A 16,179-nucleotide genomic window follows, 5' to 3' on the forward strand; every position below is an offset into this window, starting at 1 on the left:
ATAATAATGGAAAACAAGAATTTGAAAAGAACAGTGCTTACTGTCATGGCTGCCCTCATGCTCAATGCCGTCATGGGCGCCATTATCGGCACCGCCGTCTTCGGATTTCATCCGGTGGCCGGTGTCATCGTCGCTAACCTGATAGCCCTTGCCGTGGGAGCATTTCTGCCCAAGGACAGCCTCTGCGAGGGAGTCCTCACCGAAATCTGGACGGGAGAGATGGTCAAGGCGTTCCGATCAGCCCCGGAGAGTCTCGGGTGGTATGACCGTATCAAGAGCTATGACCAGTATGTGGACAATGACGTAATCCATTTCACAGAGCTTGGCGGAGACCCTGACGTGTTGGTAAACAATACGACCTACCCGCTGCAGATACAGGACCTCAAGGACAGCGACAAACCTATTTCCCTGGATAAGTACGACACCACGGCCACGCCTGTGACGGATGACGAGCTCCACGCCTGCAGCTACGATAAGATGGCAAGCGTCCAGGAGCGTCACCGTGAGGCCCTGAAAGAGAAATGCTGCCAGAAGGCCATTCACGCCATCGCCCCGGACAGCGACACTACGGATACGCCCGTGCTGCTCACTACCGGCGCCGCCTCCAGTGACGGTACGCATAAACTGTTCACCACCGGAGACCTGCTTGCCATGAAGAAGCGTTTCGACAAGATGGGAATTCCAAAGAATGACCGTATTGCCGTCCTTTGTAGCGAGCATATCAATGACCTGCTGGAGACAGACCTGAAGTTCAAGGACCATTACAATATCAACCAGACCGAGGGCAAGATTGCCCGTCTCTATGGCTTCGATATCTACGAGTATGACGGCACGCCGATGTACAATGTCGCGGCCAAGACCAAGAACGTTTGGGGTGCTGTCGCCTCCTCGGCCACAGACCGTCAGGCATCGGTGTTCTATTACAACGGAAGGATGATGAAGGCCAACGGCAGCGTACAGTTCTATTACAGTGAAGCCAGCAAGGATCCCTTGTATCACCGTAACCTCGTGAACTTCCGCAAGTGGGGTATCTGTCTGCCTCTCACCTCCAAGAACAGCCGTGGTGTTATCGTCAGTGCCCTGACCGCCTGATGAGCAAGCCCATGAGATACCTGGTCATTCATTGCACGGCTACCAAGGCCGGGCGTGAGGTGACCTCGGAGGAAATCCGGCGGTGGCATACCGCCCCAAAGTCAAAGGGTGGTCGCGGATGGAAGCAGGTGGGATACACCGACCTCTTCCACCTTGACGGCAGCGTGGAACGGCTGGTTGGAAACAACGAGGATGCCCAGGTAGACCCCTGGGAGATTACGAACGGAGCAGCCGGGTATAATTCCATCAGCCGGCACATCGTCTACGCTGGCGGCCTGGATGCCCAAGGCAATCCCGCTGACACCCGGACGGAGGCCCAGAAGACTGCCCTCAAGCGATATGTGCAGGACTTCAACCGACGGTTCCCGGCCATCAGGATTGTTGGGCATCATCAACTGAATCCCGGAAAGGCATGCCCGTCTTTCGATGTCAGGGCATGGCTTTCGAGTTTCGGCATCAAACAATAGACACAAATGAGCGATATTATATCTATGGTCGTGCCCACGGTGGTGGCCGCCGTCTCTGCCCCTCTTGGGGCATGGCTCAACAGCCGGCTTCTGAAAGGAAAATACCAGATTGAACTGGAGAACCTGCGTGCGGAAATGCAGAACAAGTTCTCAGGTGTCCGTGCCAATGAGCTTGAAAACGTCAGGAAAGCCAATGATATCCTCGTCGATAGCATCGTGGCTCCATTGAAGAAAGAAATCCAAACATTACGAAGAGATGTGGAGAAATTCAGAAAAGCCATTGAGAGGATTCCTTCCTGTCCTCATGCTGACACTTGCCCTGTCTCTGCCCAGTTGCAGAGGAGTGAAAGAAACGAGCAGCGAAAAGAGCAGGAGCAGTCTGACGGTGCATCAGGACAGTAGCTACAGCCGGACGCTGGACAGTATCGTGACAAGGTTCCTCCAGCAGCGCATAAGTGTGGAGCACACGGCTACGGAAGAGGCAGACTGTACCACGGTCCTGTTTGACACCGACAAGCCTGTCAGCCCTGAGACGGGACTTCCACCCGTGAAGGCCATGAGCCGGCAAAGGAAGCATCTTGCTTCACATGACCGCAAGGACGCCGGGAGCAGCCTTGAGTCCACACATACGACAAATGCTGCACTCACTGGAGTTACACATCAGAATGTCAAGGCAAAGGAACAGGATAAATCACTGACAACTGTGCATAAGACAGAAGGCATATTCAGCAGTTGGAAGACTGGTTTCATCATGGGGATTGTCGTTTTTCTAATCGTATGCGTAATAATCAAATTAAAAAAAATAAAGATATGGAAGAAGTGAACAAACAGCAGGTGGAATCTACGGCGGCACAGCCGTTAGGAAAGGAGTCCGTAGAGGCTTCTGCAGGTTCAGAAGGTCAGGCCGTCAATTCGGAGGAAACCGGAGAGCAGTCGGGCAAGAAGAAAACCAAGGGCAAGGCTCTTTCGGCCGCCAAACAGATTACCGAAGAAAATGCCATGCTGGTCAAGGTCGGCAAGACTGCCATCAAGGAGCATAAGCTTCCTGAGGTATTCGTCACCAGCGATGGCATTCCGTTCAGGCAGTTGAGCGATGCCCGCAATCATGCCATGAACCTGCAGAGTGCCCAAATTGTAACCGTTAAAAGCGAATAGCAATGAACAGTCTACAGATTAACAGACAGAACGGTAATGTTCCCAAGAGCCTTTCAGGTGAGGATCATATCAGCGGTTTTGTGATGTATATGCCGGAGACAGACCTACCGGCAGCATTCAAGACTGACCATGTGCAGCCTGTCTCCACGATAGACATGGCCGAATCACTGGGTATTACTGATGATGCGGAGTCCTGGCTTGTCAGGGTACTGCATTACCAGCTTTCTGAGATTTTCCGTATCAATGACGGTATTTTGCTCTATGTCGGCCTCTTTGTGAAACCAGAAAGCTATGCCTTCAGCGAGATAAAGACCGTACAGAACTATGCGGACAGACGCATTCGGCAGATGGCCGTATGGATGGGCAACGTGGCTCTGACGGCCGAGGATTATGTCAAGCTCCAGACCATTGCCACACAACTGGACTCGGAAGCTGCACCCCTTTCCCTGCTCGTTGCTCCCAAAGTGGCAGACATAGCCCAGCTACCTACCAACTTGGCTGGCAAGAAAGAGCGTGTGTCTGTCATCATCGCACAGGCAGGCAGCGGAACTGGTATGGACCTCTTCAAGGATGCAGGGAACACAGACAAAGCCTCTGTATCGTCGCTGGGAGTTGTGTTGGGTTTGCTGTCTTCTGCCGCAGTGAATGAGAGCATCGGCTGGGTGAAGAAGTTCCCGACCGGGGTATCCCTTCCAGCCTTCGGCGATGGGAAGCTGCTGCGTGACGTGGACCGAGCCCTGCTGAACCAACTTGACAGCGAACGGTATCTCTTCTTTGTCACTTATCCGGGATTGGCTGGAAGCTATATGAACGACAGCCACAACCTGGATGACACCACCAGCGACTACAACATGATTGAGCTGGTGCGGACAATGGACAAGGCCGTGCGTGGCATCAGGACTTATGTAACTCCGGAACTTGGCGGCAATGTTTACATTGACGAGTCCTCTGGAAAACTGCAGCCCTATTCCGTAAGCCATCTTGAGACTACTGCCAACAAGGCTATCGAGGAGATGGAAAAGGCGGGTGAACTTAGTGGTTACAAGGTGAAGATTGACCCAGGCCAGGACGTGCTCAGCAACTCGACGGTTGAGATGGTCATCAAGAACGTTCCGGTGGGCATCATGCGGAGAATCAGGATTAAAATTGGTTTCGTAAAAACTGTTTAACAATGGCAAGTATCATCAATAACGGCATCCCTATGGTCAATGGGATGATGTACTCCTGGGCAGACGTGGTTTGCTCCATCGCCGGTGTACCGGTGACCGGTATCGTCGCTATCAACTATGGCGAGGATCAGGAGGTAGAGAACAAGTACGGTGCGGGGCGCTATCCCATCGGACGTTCCAAGGGGCGTATTACTCCATCGGCCAAGATTACCCTTTACCAGGAAGAGGTGGAGGCCATCCAGCGGCAGGTTCCCAACGGACGTATCCAGGACATTGCGCCCTTCGACATTACCGTGCAATATCTCCCCGACAGCGGGATTGTCACGACAGACAAGATCCGCAACTGCTCGTTCAAGAATAATTCCCGTGAGTGGAAGGAAGGAGACACCGGACAGGAAGTGGAACTGGACCTCATCCCCTCGCACATAGAGTATAACAAGTAACATCTGAGATTATGAATCAGGAACAAAAGAAAACGACAACGGCTCCCAAACAGACTTTTGACGGAGGCGTTACCGAAGAAGCGATTTCCGGATGGAAGTCCAGGTACAAGAAAGTCATCCGCATTGACGTGCTCGATGGTGAGGAACTCCATGTAGGCTATTTCCACCGCCCAAACATGGCTGTCATGTCGGCCGTGACAAAGCTGGGAAAGACCGATGAGGTGACTGCCGCCGAGACGCTGGCCAAGAACTGCTGGCTGGGCGGTGACGAGCAGATGATGCAGGATGCCATTCTCTTTATGGCCATGCAGACTCAGCTTGCCCAGATGATCAGCGGCTGCATGTCATCCCTAAAAAACTTGTAGAGGCACACCTTCTTTCAGACCGTGACGATGTGAACGGCTTTGAAAAGGGCTGTGCCCTAATCAGGAGCAACCTGCATGTGGATCCGACGGCCGGGAGCTATGAGGACTGGGCTGCACTTTATGCCCAGGCCATTTGGCTGGAACGATGGAGAGGTGAGAATTGGAAGATGTTGTTGTCAGGTAGTGCCAGTGACAATCCAGGAAAAAGCCGTTAATGACGAATGGTTGGCCAAATGACCCACCAAGGAAGTCCGGAACCGGCATTTCTCTTCCCAGGCTTACACATCAGATAGAACATGCGGAACAATTTGAACAGCGCAAACGGGATAGCAACTATTGCCATTCCGTAAACGATGAACAGAAATGCCCGTAATAAAAAGGCTACCATTGTTTCCATCTGCTGTGATTTATATGCTGCAAATATATGAATAAAAACTGATATGGCAACTGTTTTTGACTACATTTTCAATCTTCATGGGAATTATTCCAGCACAATTGATGGAATAACTGAAAAGACTGGGCAATTCTCAGCTTCTGTGGAAGGTGTAGACAAAACGTTGCATCGCTTTGCAAGCAGGCTGGCCACCTTCGATTTGGTCAATACGACGATTCAGAATGTAAGCAGCGGTTTCCAGGCTTTAGGACAAGGAGGAGTGCGTCTGGACAGCCAGATGCACGACCTCAGTGCCGTTGCTGGTGTGACCGGTAATGCCCTCAAGGAGATTGAAGGATATGCCCGAGGCAGTGCCAAGGCTTTCGGCACAGATGCCGGAGTGGCCGTGGAGGGTTACAAACTCCTTTTGTCCCAATTGACTCCGGAACTTGCCAAGAGTCCGAAAGCGCTGAAGGCTATGGGGGATTCCATACAGACCACAAGCAAGCTCATGGGCAACGACGGCACAGCTGCCGCAGAGGTTCTGACCACGGCCATGAACCAGTACGGCGTAAGCCTTGCCGATCCAATGAAAGCCAGTCAGGAGATGGCCAGGATGATGAACGTCATGGCAGCCGCGGGTCAGGAAGGATCAGCAGAGCTTCCGGCAATCAAGGCCGCCCTGGAACAGAGTGGTATGGCTGCCAAGGCTGCCAACGTTTCCTTTGAGGAGACGAATGCCGCCATACAAGTCCTTGACAAGGCTGGCAAGAAAGGCTCGGAAGGCGGAGTGGCTCTCCGGAACACGCTGGCCATTCTTGGTCAAGGCCGTTTCCTGCCAAAGGAGACACAGGAGGCTTTGAAGGCTGCCGGTATAGACATTCTCAAGTTGGGGGATAACAGTCTCTCCCTCAAGTCACGTCTGGAAATGCTCAAGCCTGTATTGAATGACAGCGCCCTGTTCAGTAAACTCTTTGGAATGGAGAACGCCAACGCTGCCCGTGCCCTTGTGCAGGGTACCGGCGAGTTGGGAAGGCTCACCGCAGCCGTAACCGGAACTAAGAGTGCGGAGGAACAGGCTGCCATCGTCATGAGTAGCTATGAGGAACGTCAGAAGCGTATCAATCAGCGGATAGAAGATGCGAAAATTGCAATCTTTCAGATGAGTGGTGACACCACTCTGTGGATAAGTGCCCTTACCCAGTTACTCGTACCTTTCGCCCAACTGATGCCATTGCTGCAGGTCTGCGGCCAATTGATGTCCGGAATCGGTGCCATGAAATGGGGAGCCATGTGGACGGGTATCGTGGGAGCTTTGAGAAACGCAGTGCTGTCCATGACCTTGATGACATCTGCCACCGCACTGAACAATGGCATATCTCTGGGATTCATTGGCAATATGGGGAGAGCAGCTCTTCAATTGGTGAGGTTCGCCACCGTGGGTGTAATGCAGGCAGTAAAAGGGCTCGGCTTTCTGGCTCTGTCCTTAGTGACCGGCGGAACAGCATCTGCATCATTCTCGGGAATTGCTTCCGCAGCTTTCGGAGCATTCAAGTTGAGTGCCGTATCTGCATGTCGTGCCATAGGTATCGCCATCATGAACATCCCCATCATCGGATGGGTGGCAGCGGCCATTGCGGCATTGGCTGCATTGGGAATATACTTCTGGAATACTTCCGCCACATTCAGGGCTGTGCTGAAAGGCTTATGGGCAGCCTTTAAGACCTTCTTCACCGCCATCGGCCAGCAGGCCCTGGCAACTTTCTCTGCATTGGGCGAGCTCATCAAGGCTACATTTAAACTGGATGGTGACGGAATTACCAAAGCTTTAGGTAGACTGAAGAATACTTTTTCTGATTTTGGCAAGCAGATAGGACAGGCATTCAATAACGCTTACAATGAAGAGATTTCCAGCAATGCAAGAACTGTACAAAAGAAATCAAAAAACGCAAATGCGGCAAAGAACTCAAATACACCCACAAGTGGATTGCCGGCGATACCCGCTATCGCGGGAGGAGCTATTAATCCAACCGGAAATACACTTTCAAAGGCCAAAGAGACATCCAACTCGAGTAGTAGTGGGGCAGTCAGGAATATAACTGTCAATATCGATAAACTCGTGGAGCGTCTGGAGGTTCATACCACAACCCTCAGCGAGGGGACGGAAAAAGTGAAGGAAGCCATTGAGCAGGCTCTTCTGTCAGCAATCAACGATACTAATTTAGCTGTGTGATGTTACCTATCAGTTTCAAATTTGTAGCAGCAGGTACTGCCATACAGGCCAAGGGCCCACTTTACAAGTTCCATCCGGCAAGGACCGGACAGGCACCAGACTGGAGTAACCGAGGAAGCCGTATCTCACCTAATGACGTGGCGACCCCAATCACGGATAAGAGTTACTGGGAAGGAAGATACGCCTTGTGTGAGCTGACATTCGAGAAGGAAGATGGAGAACGTCTTGTCATGAATGATGCAATTGTAGCCATCAGCCAGCAAAAGGAGATTGTCATGACGGCATTAGTCGGGATGGATGGTACAGTCAAGGAATATATCAATCAAGGCGACTATCAGGTCAACATACTTGTCGGCATTCTTGCCACAGAAAATGGAACCATAACCGACCGATATCCGGAAGATGGGATCAGGCAATTGCATGTCTTTATGGAAGAAAAGCATGCCATCAAGGTCTACAGCACTTTCTTCGACCTCTTCAACATCGACAGGATTGTCATTAAAGGCTTTGACGTGGCTCAGGCCACTGAAAGCAACTATCAGCAAATCAGTCTGTCCGCAGTGTCAGACAGTGACTATAATATTTTCAGCAGCGAGTATTAATGTATATCCTTACGGCAGATATTGAAATTGCAGGAGACCGACACTGGAGGTTCAACTGGGTATCCGAGGTGGAGATAAGCCGGGATACAGGTAAGTTGACCGACGAGTGCCGGATCACCCTTCCCAAGAAAATCAAATGGGACGGTCAGGCGGCGATACCTGTACATCGTGGCGACCGGGTCAGGGTATCGTTGGGCTATGATGGAAACAACGAGCTTGCATTTGTCGGATACGTCCGTGACGTGTCATGTAAGACTCCGGTAGTCATTAGTTGCGAGGATGAGATGTTCGTGCTGAAGCAGACTCCGGCCAAGAAAAAATCATATAGGAGTGTAGATCTTGGTACCTTACTGAAAGATCAGGGACTTCCCTATGAAATAAAAGTCATGGGAGAGCAGCGGCTTGGAGCCTATCGAGTGACAGCCGACACCGTGGCCTCATTATTGGGAAAGCTGCAGGAGCAAGGCGTCCGATCATTCTTCAAATATGAGGGTGGCAGGACTGTTCTCTACTGCGGTGTCCTTTTTGAGCGGGAGGCTCAGATTTCCCAGGTCTTTTCCACGGGTGTCAACATCATCAGTGACCAGGCACTGGAGCAGCAACAGGCGCAGAACATGAGAATCAAAGTGAAGGCTGTGTCGCTGATGCCTGATAATAAGAAAATCAGGGTGGAAGTGGGAGATGCAGATGGAGAACTGCGCACGCTTCATACCTATAATAAAACGGAATCAGAGCTAAAGGCTTGGGCTGAGCAGGAACTGGCCCGTTTGAAACGGGATGGTCTCAAAGGAAACATTACAACTTTCGGTTATAAGCTGGTGGACAAACTGGATTGCATCGGAATCAAGTTGGATGGTATCCGCAAAGGTGTTTATATGGTTGACAGGAATGTCATCAAATATGGTGCCGGTGGATACCGTCAGGAAATCACCTTAGGAAGGAGGGTTGCGGAATGAATATTGCGGATATGATAAGGCATCTTGCTTCCGGTAGCGGAGGAACCTCCCTCGGCATAACGGTCGGAGAGGTGACTGCCATCGACAGAGAGGCCAGAACCGTAGACGTCGCACCATTGGATGAAGGTGCACCATTGCTTGGAATGAACCTGCAGGCCAACCAGGGAAGCTCATTGGGATGTGTGCAGATTCCAAGAATGGGCAGCTATGTCATCGTCGGGTTTACAGACAATGGATCATCGGGAATTGTCTTGCTCTGTGATGACGTCGAGGAAGTGCGGGTAACTGTCTCCGGTATAGACAACAGCCTGCTGGTTAATGACGATGGTATAATCCTAAATGGTGGAAATCTGGGAGGGCTTGTCAAAGTGGAAGAGCTTACACGCAGGTTTAACCTCATCGAAAGGGACATCAATAGATTGAAAGAGCTTATGATGTCTTGGTCTCCTATTCCACAGGATGGTGGGGCCTCGCTCAAGGCGTTGGCGTCTTCATGGAGTGCAGCTCCGCTCATTGAAAGCACGAGGAACGACTATGAAAATGAAAGGGTAAGGCAATGATTGGGATTTTACTTGATAGCGTAACTGGTGATATTCTGGTTGGACATGGGGGAATGGTCATAGGTGACACGGATGAGCAGATTGTCGAGACGGTGCTGGCATCCAACCGTGGTGAGTGGAAAGAATGGCCATTGCTTGGAGGAGAGGCAAGGAGGATGCTCGGCGGGTCAGGCGATGTCTTTTGGCCCATTGAGGTTAAGAGGATGCTCAGGTTCTGTGGAATCATGGTCAACAAGGTTACAACTGATGGGGATACAATAAGTATTGAATAATGCAGCAAGTACAAGACAGACAAAGTTTGCTTGATATTGCCCTGCAGACGGCGGGCAGCGTGGAAGCAGGGATGGACCTTGCGGTCAGGAACGGTATATCCGTGTCGGATGATTTGTCTGATGGTCTTGAACTGTCAACGGCACCTATCATTGACACGAAGGTAAAACAACAATATGACATGCAAGGCATTAGGCCTGCCACAGCAACATCTCTGGATGAGTTGGCTGGCTATTCGCCTTCCGGTATCGGGGAGATGTGCGTGGGTGTTGATTTTGAGGTCAGTATATAGATAAGGCAATGAGAACTATAACGGAAATTAAGGATGGCATGATGGATGACTTCATGCGAAACGAGGATCTTGCAGCCATTTACGGCTTTGAGATTGGTAAGGCCTTCTATGATGTGTTCAGCAAGGTGAGCCTTGAGAGCCTTTTATTGTATATCGTTGCCGTAGCGATGTGGACTCATGAGGCTTTGTTTGAGAGTTTCAGAAATGAGGTAGAAGTTAAAATCTCCAATATGAAGCCACATACAGCTAAATGGTATCGGAATATGATGTTGGGCTTTATGCGGGATAAGACGCTTGCTCCTGACTCAGATACTTATGACACAACAGGAATGTCAGAGGAAGAAATCAATACCGCCAAAGTAGTTAAGTATGCAGCAGCATCAGAGTCTCCGGCATCGAACCTGCTAATTATAAAGGTGGCTGGTGGCACAGAAAACGCTCGGATACCACTTGAAAATGACTTAGAACCCCAACTGACAGCCTACATCAATGAAATTAAGGATGTCGGGGTAAGGTTTAAACTCATCAATGCTATGCCTGACAAGTTCGACTGCGACATTGATGTCTACTATAGTGCCATGAAGAGTCCGGCATCGTTGAGACAGGACTGCCTGGAGGCCGTCCGGAACTATGTGCAGAATTTGCCATTTGATGGAGTCTATTCAAACATGGCCCTCATCGACAAGATCCAGGAACTGGATGGTGTCAAGGTCGTGGAGATGAAATCCTCCTGTGCGCGTATTGCTACGACTGGGAGTGCCATTGCCATCAACGCAAGGTATATTCCTTATTCAGGATACTTCACTCCTGGAGAAATTAATATCAATATGATAGCAGATTAGACAATGGCAACAAAGGTTGATTTTCGTAAGTTAGCGTTATTGCTTCTTCCCACGGCTCTCCGGAAGAAGGGTATCATTGCTCTTACAAGCTCGCTGATACAAGGTGTCCGAGTCTTGCAATCAGACTATCAAGTATTCTGTGAACAGACAGAATCTACATTGAAGTATAATGGGCAGGTCTGTTACCTCAGGGGACTTTTGAACGACACGTTCGATTCTGATGACAGAAGAATTTCGGTGAGTGATGCTGCCGAGCATGACCCATTGCTCATTTATACAAGAAAATTTGGAAAGCAGTGTATATTGGCTCACCAAGGGAATGGCAATGCTGTCATTCTTAACTTACGTGGATATCAGGGGTTGTCGGAATATTCGTTTCTTGTCAATGTTCCCTGGGACCTGATGATATATGCAGATAGGCTGACGGCTATGGTAAATAGCTACAAGTTGGCTGGTATGAAATGGAAAATTAATTATCAATAGATAGATGATGAAACAGACTTTAGGCAATTACCTGACGCAATTGAACAAGGACTTTCCCCTTGATTGCAGTACGCTTGACTATCTGCAGAACAATATTATTATGATGCAGATGCTTGGCCTTGTCTCCGGCGACAAAATCATACTCTCCGGATGCGAGCTCAGCGAAGACAAGTCCACCCGGTCGGAAGGATACGTGTTTCTCAGAACCAATGCTCAGGATAGTGGAGAGGTTATCTACTTTGAGGGTGGTGTTGGGGCTACATTGATACATGTGAAAGAGACCTCGATACCGGTTACTGTACAGGATTTCCAATACACTACGGCCTATACCGAAAGGACCTTGGTCCCTGGAGCGGGCACTGAACAATACTCATGGGAGGACTTCGAGCAACTGGTTTCTACGCAGGAGCTGAACGCCGCATTGTTGGCCCTACAGAAGAAAGAAGCTGCCGACATCGTAGAGGTGGCCCCTCCGCCCTATGGTACGGTACACATGTTTGCCGGTAGTATCATTCCGGACAACTATCATGTATGCGATGGTACGAAACTGAAAATAGCGGACTACCCCAAACTTTATGCATCGATAGGCAAGCAATTCAATAATGGAAAAGCTCCCAACGGCACTACATATATGACAGAGGAAGGCTATTTCCGTCTCCCTGATCTCAGATCTAAGTTCATTGTCGGCAAGAATGATGAGGACGCGGATTATAATGCCATCGGTGCCGTGGGTGGCGAAAAGGATCATGTCCTGACAATAGATGAAATACCCAGCCACTCGCATAACTTCAATGATTATTATTATCGCGAGCAGGATGCCTCTACATCAACAAACTATATCCCGGTTGACAAAGGTGTGGGCAGTAATGGCGGGACGGATGATGACAATACCAAGATGTATTTCCAGCAGCACGCTACCGACACTACCGGTGGTGGCTTAGCCCATGAAAACAGGCCTCCATTCTATGTACTGACTTACATCATCAGAATCTCATAAACGATATTAGAACAATATTTAAAGCAATTATAATGGCAATTACAAGTATTTCACAACTGAAGAAGTGGTTTGCCAACGGGCAGCATCCCACGGGTGACCGGTTCGCGGCAATATTCGATTCGTTCTTCCACAAATCAGAGGCCTATTCCAAAGAGGAACTGAATGCAATGCTATCGGCCATTCCCAAGTTTGACTATCAAGTGGTCGAGACGCTTCCCACGACCAATATCAGTTCAACAACCGTATACATCGTTCCTGGCACGACTGACCCAACAGTCTTCACGGAACACATCTACAAGAATGGATCATGGTATAATATCGGGGCACAGAAAATCTCATTGGCTGAGTATGCAAAAAAAGCAGATGTGCCATCTGTCATAGACAATCTGACCACAGATGATTCGGCTAATGCGCTGAGTGCCAAGCAGGGAAAAGCTCTGTTTGAAATGGCAACGGAGTATGATGTGTCTGCCCATAATGACGGCAAGGCGTACACCTTGGTCGGAACGGCCCAGGCGGCAAGGCTGTTCGTCAAGTACCCCCCATCGGTTGATGGTGACATTATAGTTTCACTGGGAGGCAATGTCGCAACGGTTTCTTTGAGTGCAACGCACAACACTCCGGCCCTTGTTGCAGCGGCCATAGCCGCGGAGGCATATTCCGGCTATTCGGTGTCCTATGCTTCCGGCAACGATTATGTGGATATCGTGGCAGATTCGGTAGGGGCCAAAGTGGCTCCCGGTATTGACCTGGGCACAACAGGTGCCGTTGTAACCATTGAGGAGACAACCGCAGGCGCGGACAGTGCTGTCGCTGCTGTCCCTGCCGGGTTCCAGAGGGGAGGGCTGACGATTGCTTTTATAGATGCCCTTAGCGGACAGCATGTAAGGTATTCTTGCAATGGCGAGTGGTCAAGTAATATCGAATACTGGGAAAATGTACCTAACAAGGTAAAATACCTTGGAACGCTATTAAACATTATCAATAGTGAAATTGGTATAAGCAGTATAAACCTGTTAAATCCCAATACCTGCCAAATCGATAAGTATTTAGGGACTACTGGTAAAGTAAACAGCATTGGAGTCAATTCGTCAAAAAAAGCGTGGTTCATATCCGATTATATACAAGTTAACGGAATGAATATAACAACGTCCGGGAATACCAGCCATAGCGGTGTTACTTGCTCATTTGCTGTGTATGACAAGGACTTGAATTTGCTTCGCGCAATAACAACAGACACATATATTTACCAGAATGGTGACGCGTTTGTACGTACTACAGGCAAATATCCCGATACGATTATGGTAAATTACGGGGACTCCTTGTCTCCATTTGTATCTTACCAGACTATCGGAGAAATACTCCAAAAAGTGCAGGGCAAGACGAATGATGTCTATACGGAAGTTTTTGAACACACGTCTAACCTGATAGACATAAACTTGCTCGACAACGGTTACATTGACAGTGCCGTGCACAATGGTGGAGGAAAGCCGAATTACTGTATTTCAGATTTCATACCGGTGCGCAAAAGCAAAAACATCGTTCACGGGAAAGGCGAAAGTGCTTACGAGATGAATGCGCCGTTTAATGATTTTGCGGTTTACAATTCGAGCAAAGAATTTTTAAGAGTAGAAAAGGGTACGACATATTCTTATCAAGAGGGCGATGCCTTCGTGAGAATTGCATATCAGCACATCAACTGGAGGGATGCTCTTAATGCTGACTTTAAGCCGTCTGCCAATTATGGCAATAATTACCTCGGGATTTCGGGTGTATATGCTTCGGCGATAGACTTTTTGATTAATATGGTTGCGCGGAATAAAGAAAATATATCCAACGCAGCATTAAAATACGATGGTGATATTGTTCCCATTAAGAATGATATTCAAAAGATAAAAGAGGGATTATTCATTGAGAGCAAGAATTTAATCAATCCCGATGAAATTGTGCCTGGGTATATGATTGAAAATGGCGTGGCAATACAAACATCCAACAACAATTACTGCATCACAGGATTTATCCGTGTGAAAGGTAAAAATATCATCCACGGGAACGGCAACAGTGCAACAAGCATCGCGAACCAATTCTATGACATCGCTGTGTATGATTCGGGCAAAAAAAGACTCCGTAATGAAAAGGGTACGGCATACGTTTATCAAGAGGGCGATGCCTTCGTGCGCTTTGCTTATAATTATATAGGATGGAAAGATGCACTGGGTAAGGACTTCAAGCCGTCTGCCAATTATGGAACACAATATGAACCATATATTGAATATGGCAAATTAGTTCCTCAAAACATGGAGACTACGACTAATCTTGTTACTTGCAAGGTTGCAAAATACGTGACAGGATCGGATTTCGGCGGTTACAATGCTCCGTCGGATTTGGTCGTTAGCGATGAAAGAATTACATTTTCTTCGCCTGACAAGAATAAAACAAGGGGTATTTCCTGTGGCAATTTTAGTCCAGAAGGCTCCAATTTGGTAAATGTAAAATTTAAGCTGATTAAGAGTGAGGCGGAAGGAGGCAATAAAGTTCCTCTGACTTTGTATCTGTACGGCGACGGACATTTCATAACGAGTAAAACTTTTAATGAAGGAGAATGCCTTTTTCAGTTTGATGCGGCTTCATATACCGTCTATCAAGGGTACACCTCGTTCAGCATTGTTTTAGCCGTAAGCAGCAGCAATCCCTATTATCCGGCAAGTGTAATCATTGACAATTTGGTTATAGATGACGCCGTTACAGACATAGATGGAAAATCGTTGAACGAAGTCCTTGCAAGTATTGATACGACAGCGGCAACAAACAAGAAAAAAGTAGAAGAATTGGAGAAAACTGTTTTGGATGTTAAATCCAATTACTTGGTTGCGCCTAACGGGAAGAAATATTCGCTTGCAATAAACAAGAACGGACAGTTGGTTGGAATACCTGTTATCCCGAATAATATCCTGTTTCTGGGAAACTCTCTTATGTTTGGCCACGGCACGTATGGAATGGACGCAACAGCACCGGAAAACGATTATTACCATAGGATAACCTCAAAGCTCCAGGAACTTTTAGGGTCAGAGCAGCTTCATGCAGACAGACTCTACTCGTCGCCGTTTGAGCATTCAGTAAGTGACCAAGACCTTGAAAATTATTTCAATAAATTGCGCCCTCTTTTAACTGATGACGTTCAATGGGTGAATATTCAAGTCGGTGACAATATCAATACCGACGACAAATTTAAAATATTTAAGGGCAAGAGCGGTGAAATGCTGGCTTCTACCGTGAGGAGTCTGGCACCAAACGCGCGCGTGAGCTGGACATTTGCGTGGTATTATAATCAAGAACGATACGATGCGGTAAAAGCCATTTGCGACAAATACGGCATAACACTCGTCGACATCAGGGATTTGGCCGACAAAAACGGAAACAAATCCCACGTCGGAAACGTTTATATGTCAACGCCGGGAACCAGGAGTTTTGATTATGAAAGCTATAAAGACAATACCCAAACAAAGACTTTGCTAATTAGCTTTAAGGTTGGTAACACGCTATACACCTCAGACCCGCTCCATTACGAAAGTTACGAAGATAACGTAGCAGAAAAGAAACTCAGCGTCACATCTACATACGAGATGACAAAATCCACAGGCGCAAGCACACACCCGTCGGATGCCGGATTTGAGGATATAGCTGAAAGGCTGTTGAGCAGAATGGGAATAGCAGATGGCCTGTAACATATATGCTGCCTGATATAGAATGAGCATAAATGTCAATTGAAGCGGGGAAACAAAAAGCCCCCAGACTGTTAATAGTCATCTCACCTACATACTAACAACGCACACAGCGCATGACTGGGGGCCAATGTCCTCTGTCACGCTGTGTGCGTTTT

Annotated in this window: 18 protein-coding genes; 17 read left to right on the forward strand and 1 reads right to left on the reverse strand. The window is 48.5% G+C overall.

Going from position 1 to position 16,179, the window contains the following annotated elements; translation table 11 throughout:
* Window positions 1-6: 6 nt before the first annotated feature.
* The 7 genes from PREDE_RS12215 to PREDE_RS12250 all read left to right on the forward strand — a co-directional run bounded on the left by PREDE_RS12215 (window position 7) and on the right by PREDE_RS12250 (window position 4,691).
* A complete protein-coding gene (locus PREDE_RS12215) occupies window positions 7-1,092 on the forward strand; it encodes a hypothetical protein (RefSeq protein ID WP_005847867.1) in 1,086 nt (361 codons plus the stop codon).
* Entirely contained in the window at window positions 1,092-1,559 is a 468-nt protein-coding gene (locus tag PREDE_RS12220; RefSeq protein ID WP_005847865.1) for an N-acetylmuramoyl-L-alanine amidase, read from the forward strand. The genes PREDE_RS12215 and PREDE_RS12220 overlap by 1 nt, the downstream gene beginning before the upstream one ends.
* A gap of 6 nt (window positions 1,560-1,565) precedes the next feature.
* Window positions 1,566-1,961 (forward strand): hypothetical protein, encoded by a 396-nt coding sequence (locus PREDE_RS13670; RefSeq protein WP_005847863.1) that lies wholly within the window; start codon window positions 1,566-1,568, stop codon window positions 1,959-1,961.
* Window positions 1,962-2,369: 408 nt separating this feature from the next.
* Complete coding sequence (locus tag PREDE_RS12235) at window positions 2,370-2,714, forward strand: hypothetical protein (protein WP_005847859.1); 345 nt, start codon at window positions 2,370-2,372, stop codon at window positions 2,712-2,714.
* 2 nt (window positions 2,715-2,716) lie between these two features.
* Entirely contained in the window at window positions 2,717-3,883 is a 1,167-nt protein-coding gene (locus tag PREDE_RS12240; protein ID WP_005847857.1) for a DUF2586 family protein, read from the forward strand.
* A 2-nt stretch (window positions 3,884-3,885) separates the two neighbouring features.
* Window positions 3,886-4,326 carry a hypothetical protein gene (locus PREDE_RS12245; RefSeq protein ID WP_005847855.1) on the forward strand — a complete coding sequence of 147 codons (441 nt, stop codon included), beginning with the start codon at window positions 3,886-3,888 and terminating at the stop codon, window positions 4,324-4,326.
* An 11-nt stretch (window positions 4,327-4,337) separates the two neighbouring features.
* Window positions 4,338-4,691 carry a hypothetical protein gene (locus PREDE_RS12250; protein WP_005847853.1) on the forward strand — a complete coding sequence of 118 codons (354 nt, stop codon included), beginning with the start codon at window positions 4,338-4,340 and terminating at the stop codon, window positions 4,689-4,691.
* Window positions 4,692-4,902: 211 nt separating this feature from the next.
* On the opposite strand, the gene PREDE_RS12255 is transcribed toward PREDE_RS12250, so the two are convergent.
* Window positions 4,903-5,088 carry a hypothetical protein gene (locus tag PREDE_RS12255; protein ID WP_005847849.1) on the reverse strand — a complete coding sequence of 62 codons (186 nt, stop codon included), beginning with the start codon at window positions 5,086-5,088 and terminating at the stop codon, window positions 4,903-4,905.
* A 43-nt stretch (window positions 5,089-5,131) separates the two neighbouring features.
* Between PREDE_RS12255 and PREDE_RS12260 the strand changes: the two genes are divergently transcribed.
* The 10 genes from PREDE_RS12260 (at window position 5,132) to PREDE_RS12305 (ending at window position 16,024) form a co-directional block, all read left to right on the forward strand.
* Window positions 5,132-7,297, forward strand: a complete 2,166-nt coding sequence (locus PREDE_RS12260) for a phage tail tape measure protein (RefSeq protein ID WP_005847847.1) — start codon at window positions 5,132-5,134, stop codon at window positions 7,295-7,297.
* A 230-nt stretch (window positions 7,298-7,527) separates the two neighbouring features.
* Window positions 7,528-7,899, forward strand: coding sequence for a DUF6046 domain-containing protein (locus PREDE_RS14300; protein ID WP_262498671.1), 372 nt, complete (start codon window positions 7,528-7,530; stop codon window positions 7,897-7,899).
* Complete coding sequence (locus tag PREDE_RS12270) at window positions 7,899-8,855, forward strand: hypothetical protein (RefSeq protein ID WP_005847843.1); 957 nt, start codon at window positions 7,899-7,901, stop codon at window positions 8,853-8,855. The genes PREDE_RS14300 and PREDE_RS12270 overlap by 1 nt, the downstream gene beginning before the upstream one ends.
* An 11-nt stretch (window positions 8,856-8,866) precedes the next feature.
* The gene (locus PREDE_RS12275) at window positions 8,867-9,415 is read left to right on the forward strand and encodes a hypothetical protein (RefSeq protein ID WP_235777539.1); all 549 of its coding nucleotides are present in this window, start codon (window positions 8,867-8,869) and stop codon (window positions 9,413-9,415) included.
* Window positions 9,412-9,687 carry a hypothetical protein gene (locus PREDE_RS12280; RefSeq protein WP_005847839.1) on the forward strand — a complete coding sequence of 92 codons (276 nt, stop codon included), beginning with the start codon at window positions 9,412-9,414 and terminating at the stop codon, window positions 9,685-9,687. The genes PREDE_RS12275 and PREDE_RS12280 overlap by 4 nt, the downstream gene beginning before the upstream one ends.
* A complete protein-coding gene (locus tag PREDE_RS12285) occupies window positions 9,687-9,977 on the forward strand; it encodes a hypothetical protein (RefSeq protein ID WP_005847837.1) in 291 nt (96 codons plus the stop codon). Before PREDE_RS12280 ends, PREDE_RS12285 begins: the two co-directional genes overlap by 1 nt.
* A gap of 8 nt (window positions 9,978-9,985) precedes the next feature.
* A complete protein-coding gene (locus PREDE_RS12290) occupies window positions 9,986-10,819 on the forward strand; it encodes a hypothetical protein (protein ID WP_005847835.1) in 834 nt (277 codons plus the stop codon).
* Between the two features lie 3 nt (window positions 10,820-10,822).
* The gene (locus PREDE_RS12295; protein WP_005847834.1) at window positions 10,823-11,302 is read left to right on the forward strand and encodes a hypothetical protein; all 480 of its coding nucleotides are present in this window, start codon (window positions 10,823-10,825) and stop codon (window positions 11,300-11,302) included.
* 4 nt (window positions 11,303-11,306) lie between these two features.
* Window positions 11,307-12,299 carry a tail fiber protein gene (locus tag PREDE_RS12300; RefSeq protein ID WP_005847832.1) on the forward strand — a complete coding sequence of 331 codons (993 nt, stop codon included), beginning with the start codon at window positions 11,307-11,309 and terminating at the stop codon, window positions 12,297-12,299.
* Between the two features lie 32 nt (window positions 12,300-12,331).
* The gene (locus tag PREDE_RS12305) at window positions 12,332-16,024 is read left to right on the forward strand and encodes a hypothetical protein (RefSeq protein ID WP_005847830.1); all 3,693 of its coding nucleotides are present in this window, start codon (window positions 12,332-12,334) and stop codon (window positions 16,022-16,024) included.
* Window positions 16,025-16,179: the final 155 nt, after the last annotated feature.

This window comes from Prevotella dentalis DSM 3688 (assembly GCF_000242335.1).
Taxonomy (GTDB): Bacteria; Bacteroidota; Bacteroidia; order Bacteroidales; family Bacteroidaceae; genus Prevotella; species Prevotella seregens.

Coding starts and splice junctions, on each gene's coding strand:
- PREDE_RS12215 (WP_005847867.1), top strand. CDS start 7: ATGGAAAACAAGAATTTGAAAAGAACAGTGCTTACTGTCATGGCTGCC.
- PREDE_RS12220 (WP_005847865.1), top strand. CDS start 1,092: ATGAGCAAGCCCATGAGATACCTGGTCATTCATTGCACGGCTACCAAG.
- PREDE_RS13670 (WP_005847863.1), top strand. CDS start 1,566: ATGAGCGATATTATATCTATGGTCGTGCCCACGGTGGTGGCCGCCGTC.
- PREDE_RS12235 (WP_005847859.1), top strand. CDS start 2,370: ATGGAAGAAGTGAACAAACAGCAGGTGGAATCTACGGCGGCACAGCCG.
- PREDE_RS12240 (WP_005847857.1), top strand. CDS start 2,717: ATGAACAGTCTACAGATTAACAGACAGAACGGTAATGTTCCCAAGAGC.
- PREDE_RS12245 (WP_005847855.1), top strand. CDS start 3,886: ATGGCAAGTATCATCAATAACGGCATCCCTATGGTCAATGGGATGATG.
- PREDE_RS12250 (WP_005847853.1), top strand. CDS start 4,338: ATGAATCAGGAACAAAAGAAAACGACAACGGCTCCCAAACAGACTTTT.
- PREDE_RS12255 (WP_005847849.1), bottom strand. CDS start 5,088: ATGGAAACAATGGTAGCCTTTTTATTACGGGCATTTCTGTTCATCGTT.
- PREDE_RS12260 (WP_005847847.1), top strand. CDS start 5,132: ATGGCAACTGTTTTTGACTACATTTTCAATCTTCATGGGAATTATTCC.
- PREDE_RS14300 (WP_262498671.1), top strand. CDS start 7,528: ATGAATGATGCAATTGTAGCCATCAGCCAGCAAAAGGAGATTGTCATG.
- PREDE_RS12270 (WP_005847843.1), top strand. CDS start 7,899: ATGTATATCCTTACGGCAGATATTGAAATTGCAGGAGACCGACACTGG.
- PREDE_RS12275 (WP_235777539.1), top strand. CDS start 8,867: ATGATAAGGCATCTTGCTTCCGGTAGCGGAGGAACCTCCCTCGGCATA.
- PREDE_RS12280 (WP_005847839.1), top strand. CDS start 9,412: ATGATTGGGATTTTACTTGATAGCGTAACTGGTGATATTCTGGTTGGA.
- PREDE_RS12285 (WP_005847837.1), top strand. CDS start 9,687: ATGCAGCAAGTACAAGACAGACAAAGTTTGCTTGATATTGCCCTGCAG.
- PREDE_RS12290 (WP_005847835.1), top strand. CDS start 9,986: ATGAGAACTATAACGGAAATTAAGGATGGCATGATGGATGACTTCATG.
- PREDE_RS12295 (WP_005847834.1), top strand. CDS start 10,823: ATGGCAACAAAGGTTGATTTTCGTAAGTTAGCGTTATTGCTTCTTCCC.
- PREDE_RS12300 (WP_005847832.1), top strand. CDS start 11,307: ATGATGAAACAGACTTTAGGCAATTACCTGACGCAATTGAACAAGGAC.
- PREDE_RS12305 (WP_005847830.1), top strand. CDS start 12,332: ATGGCAATTACAAGTATTTCACAACTGAAGAAGTGGTTTGCCAACGGG.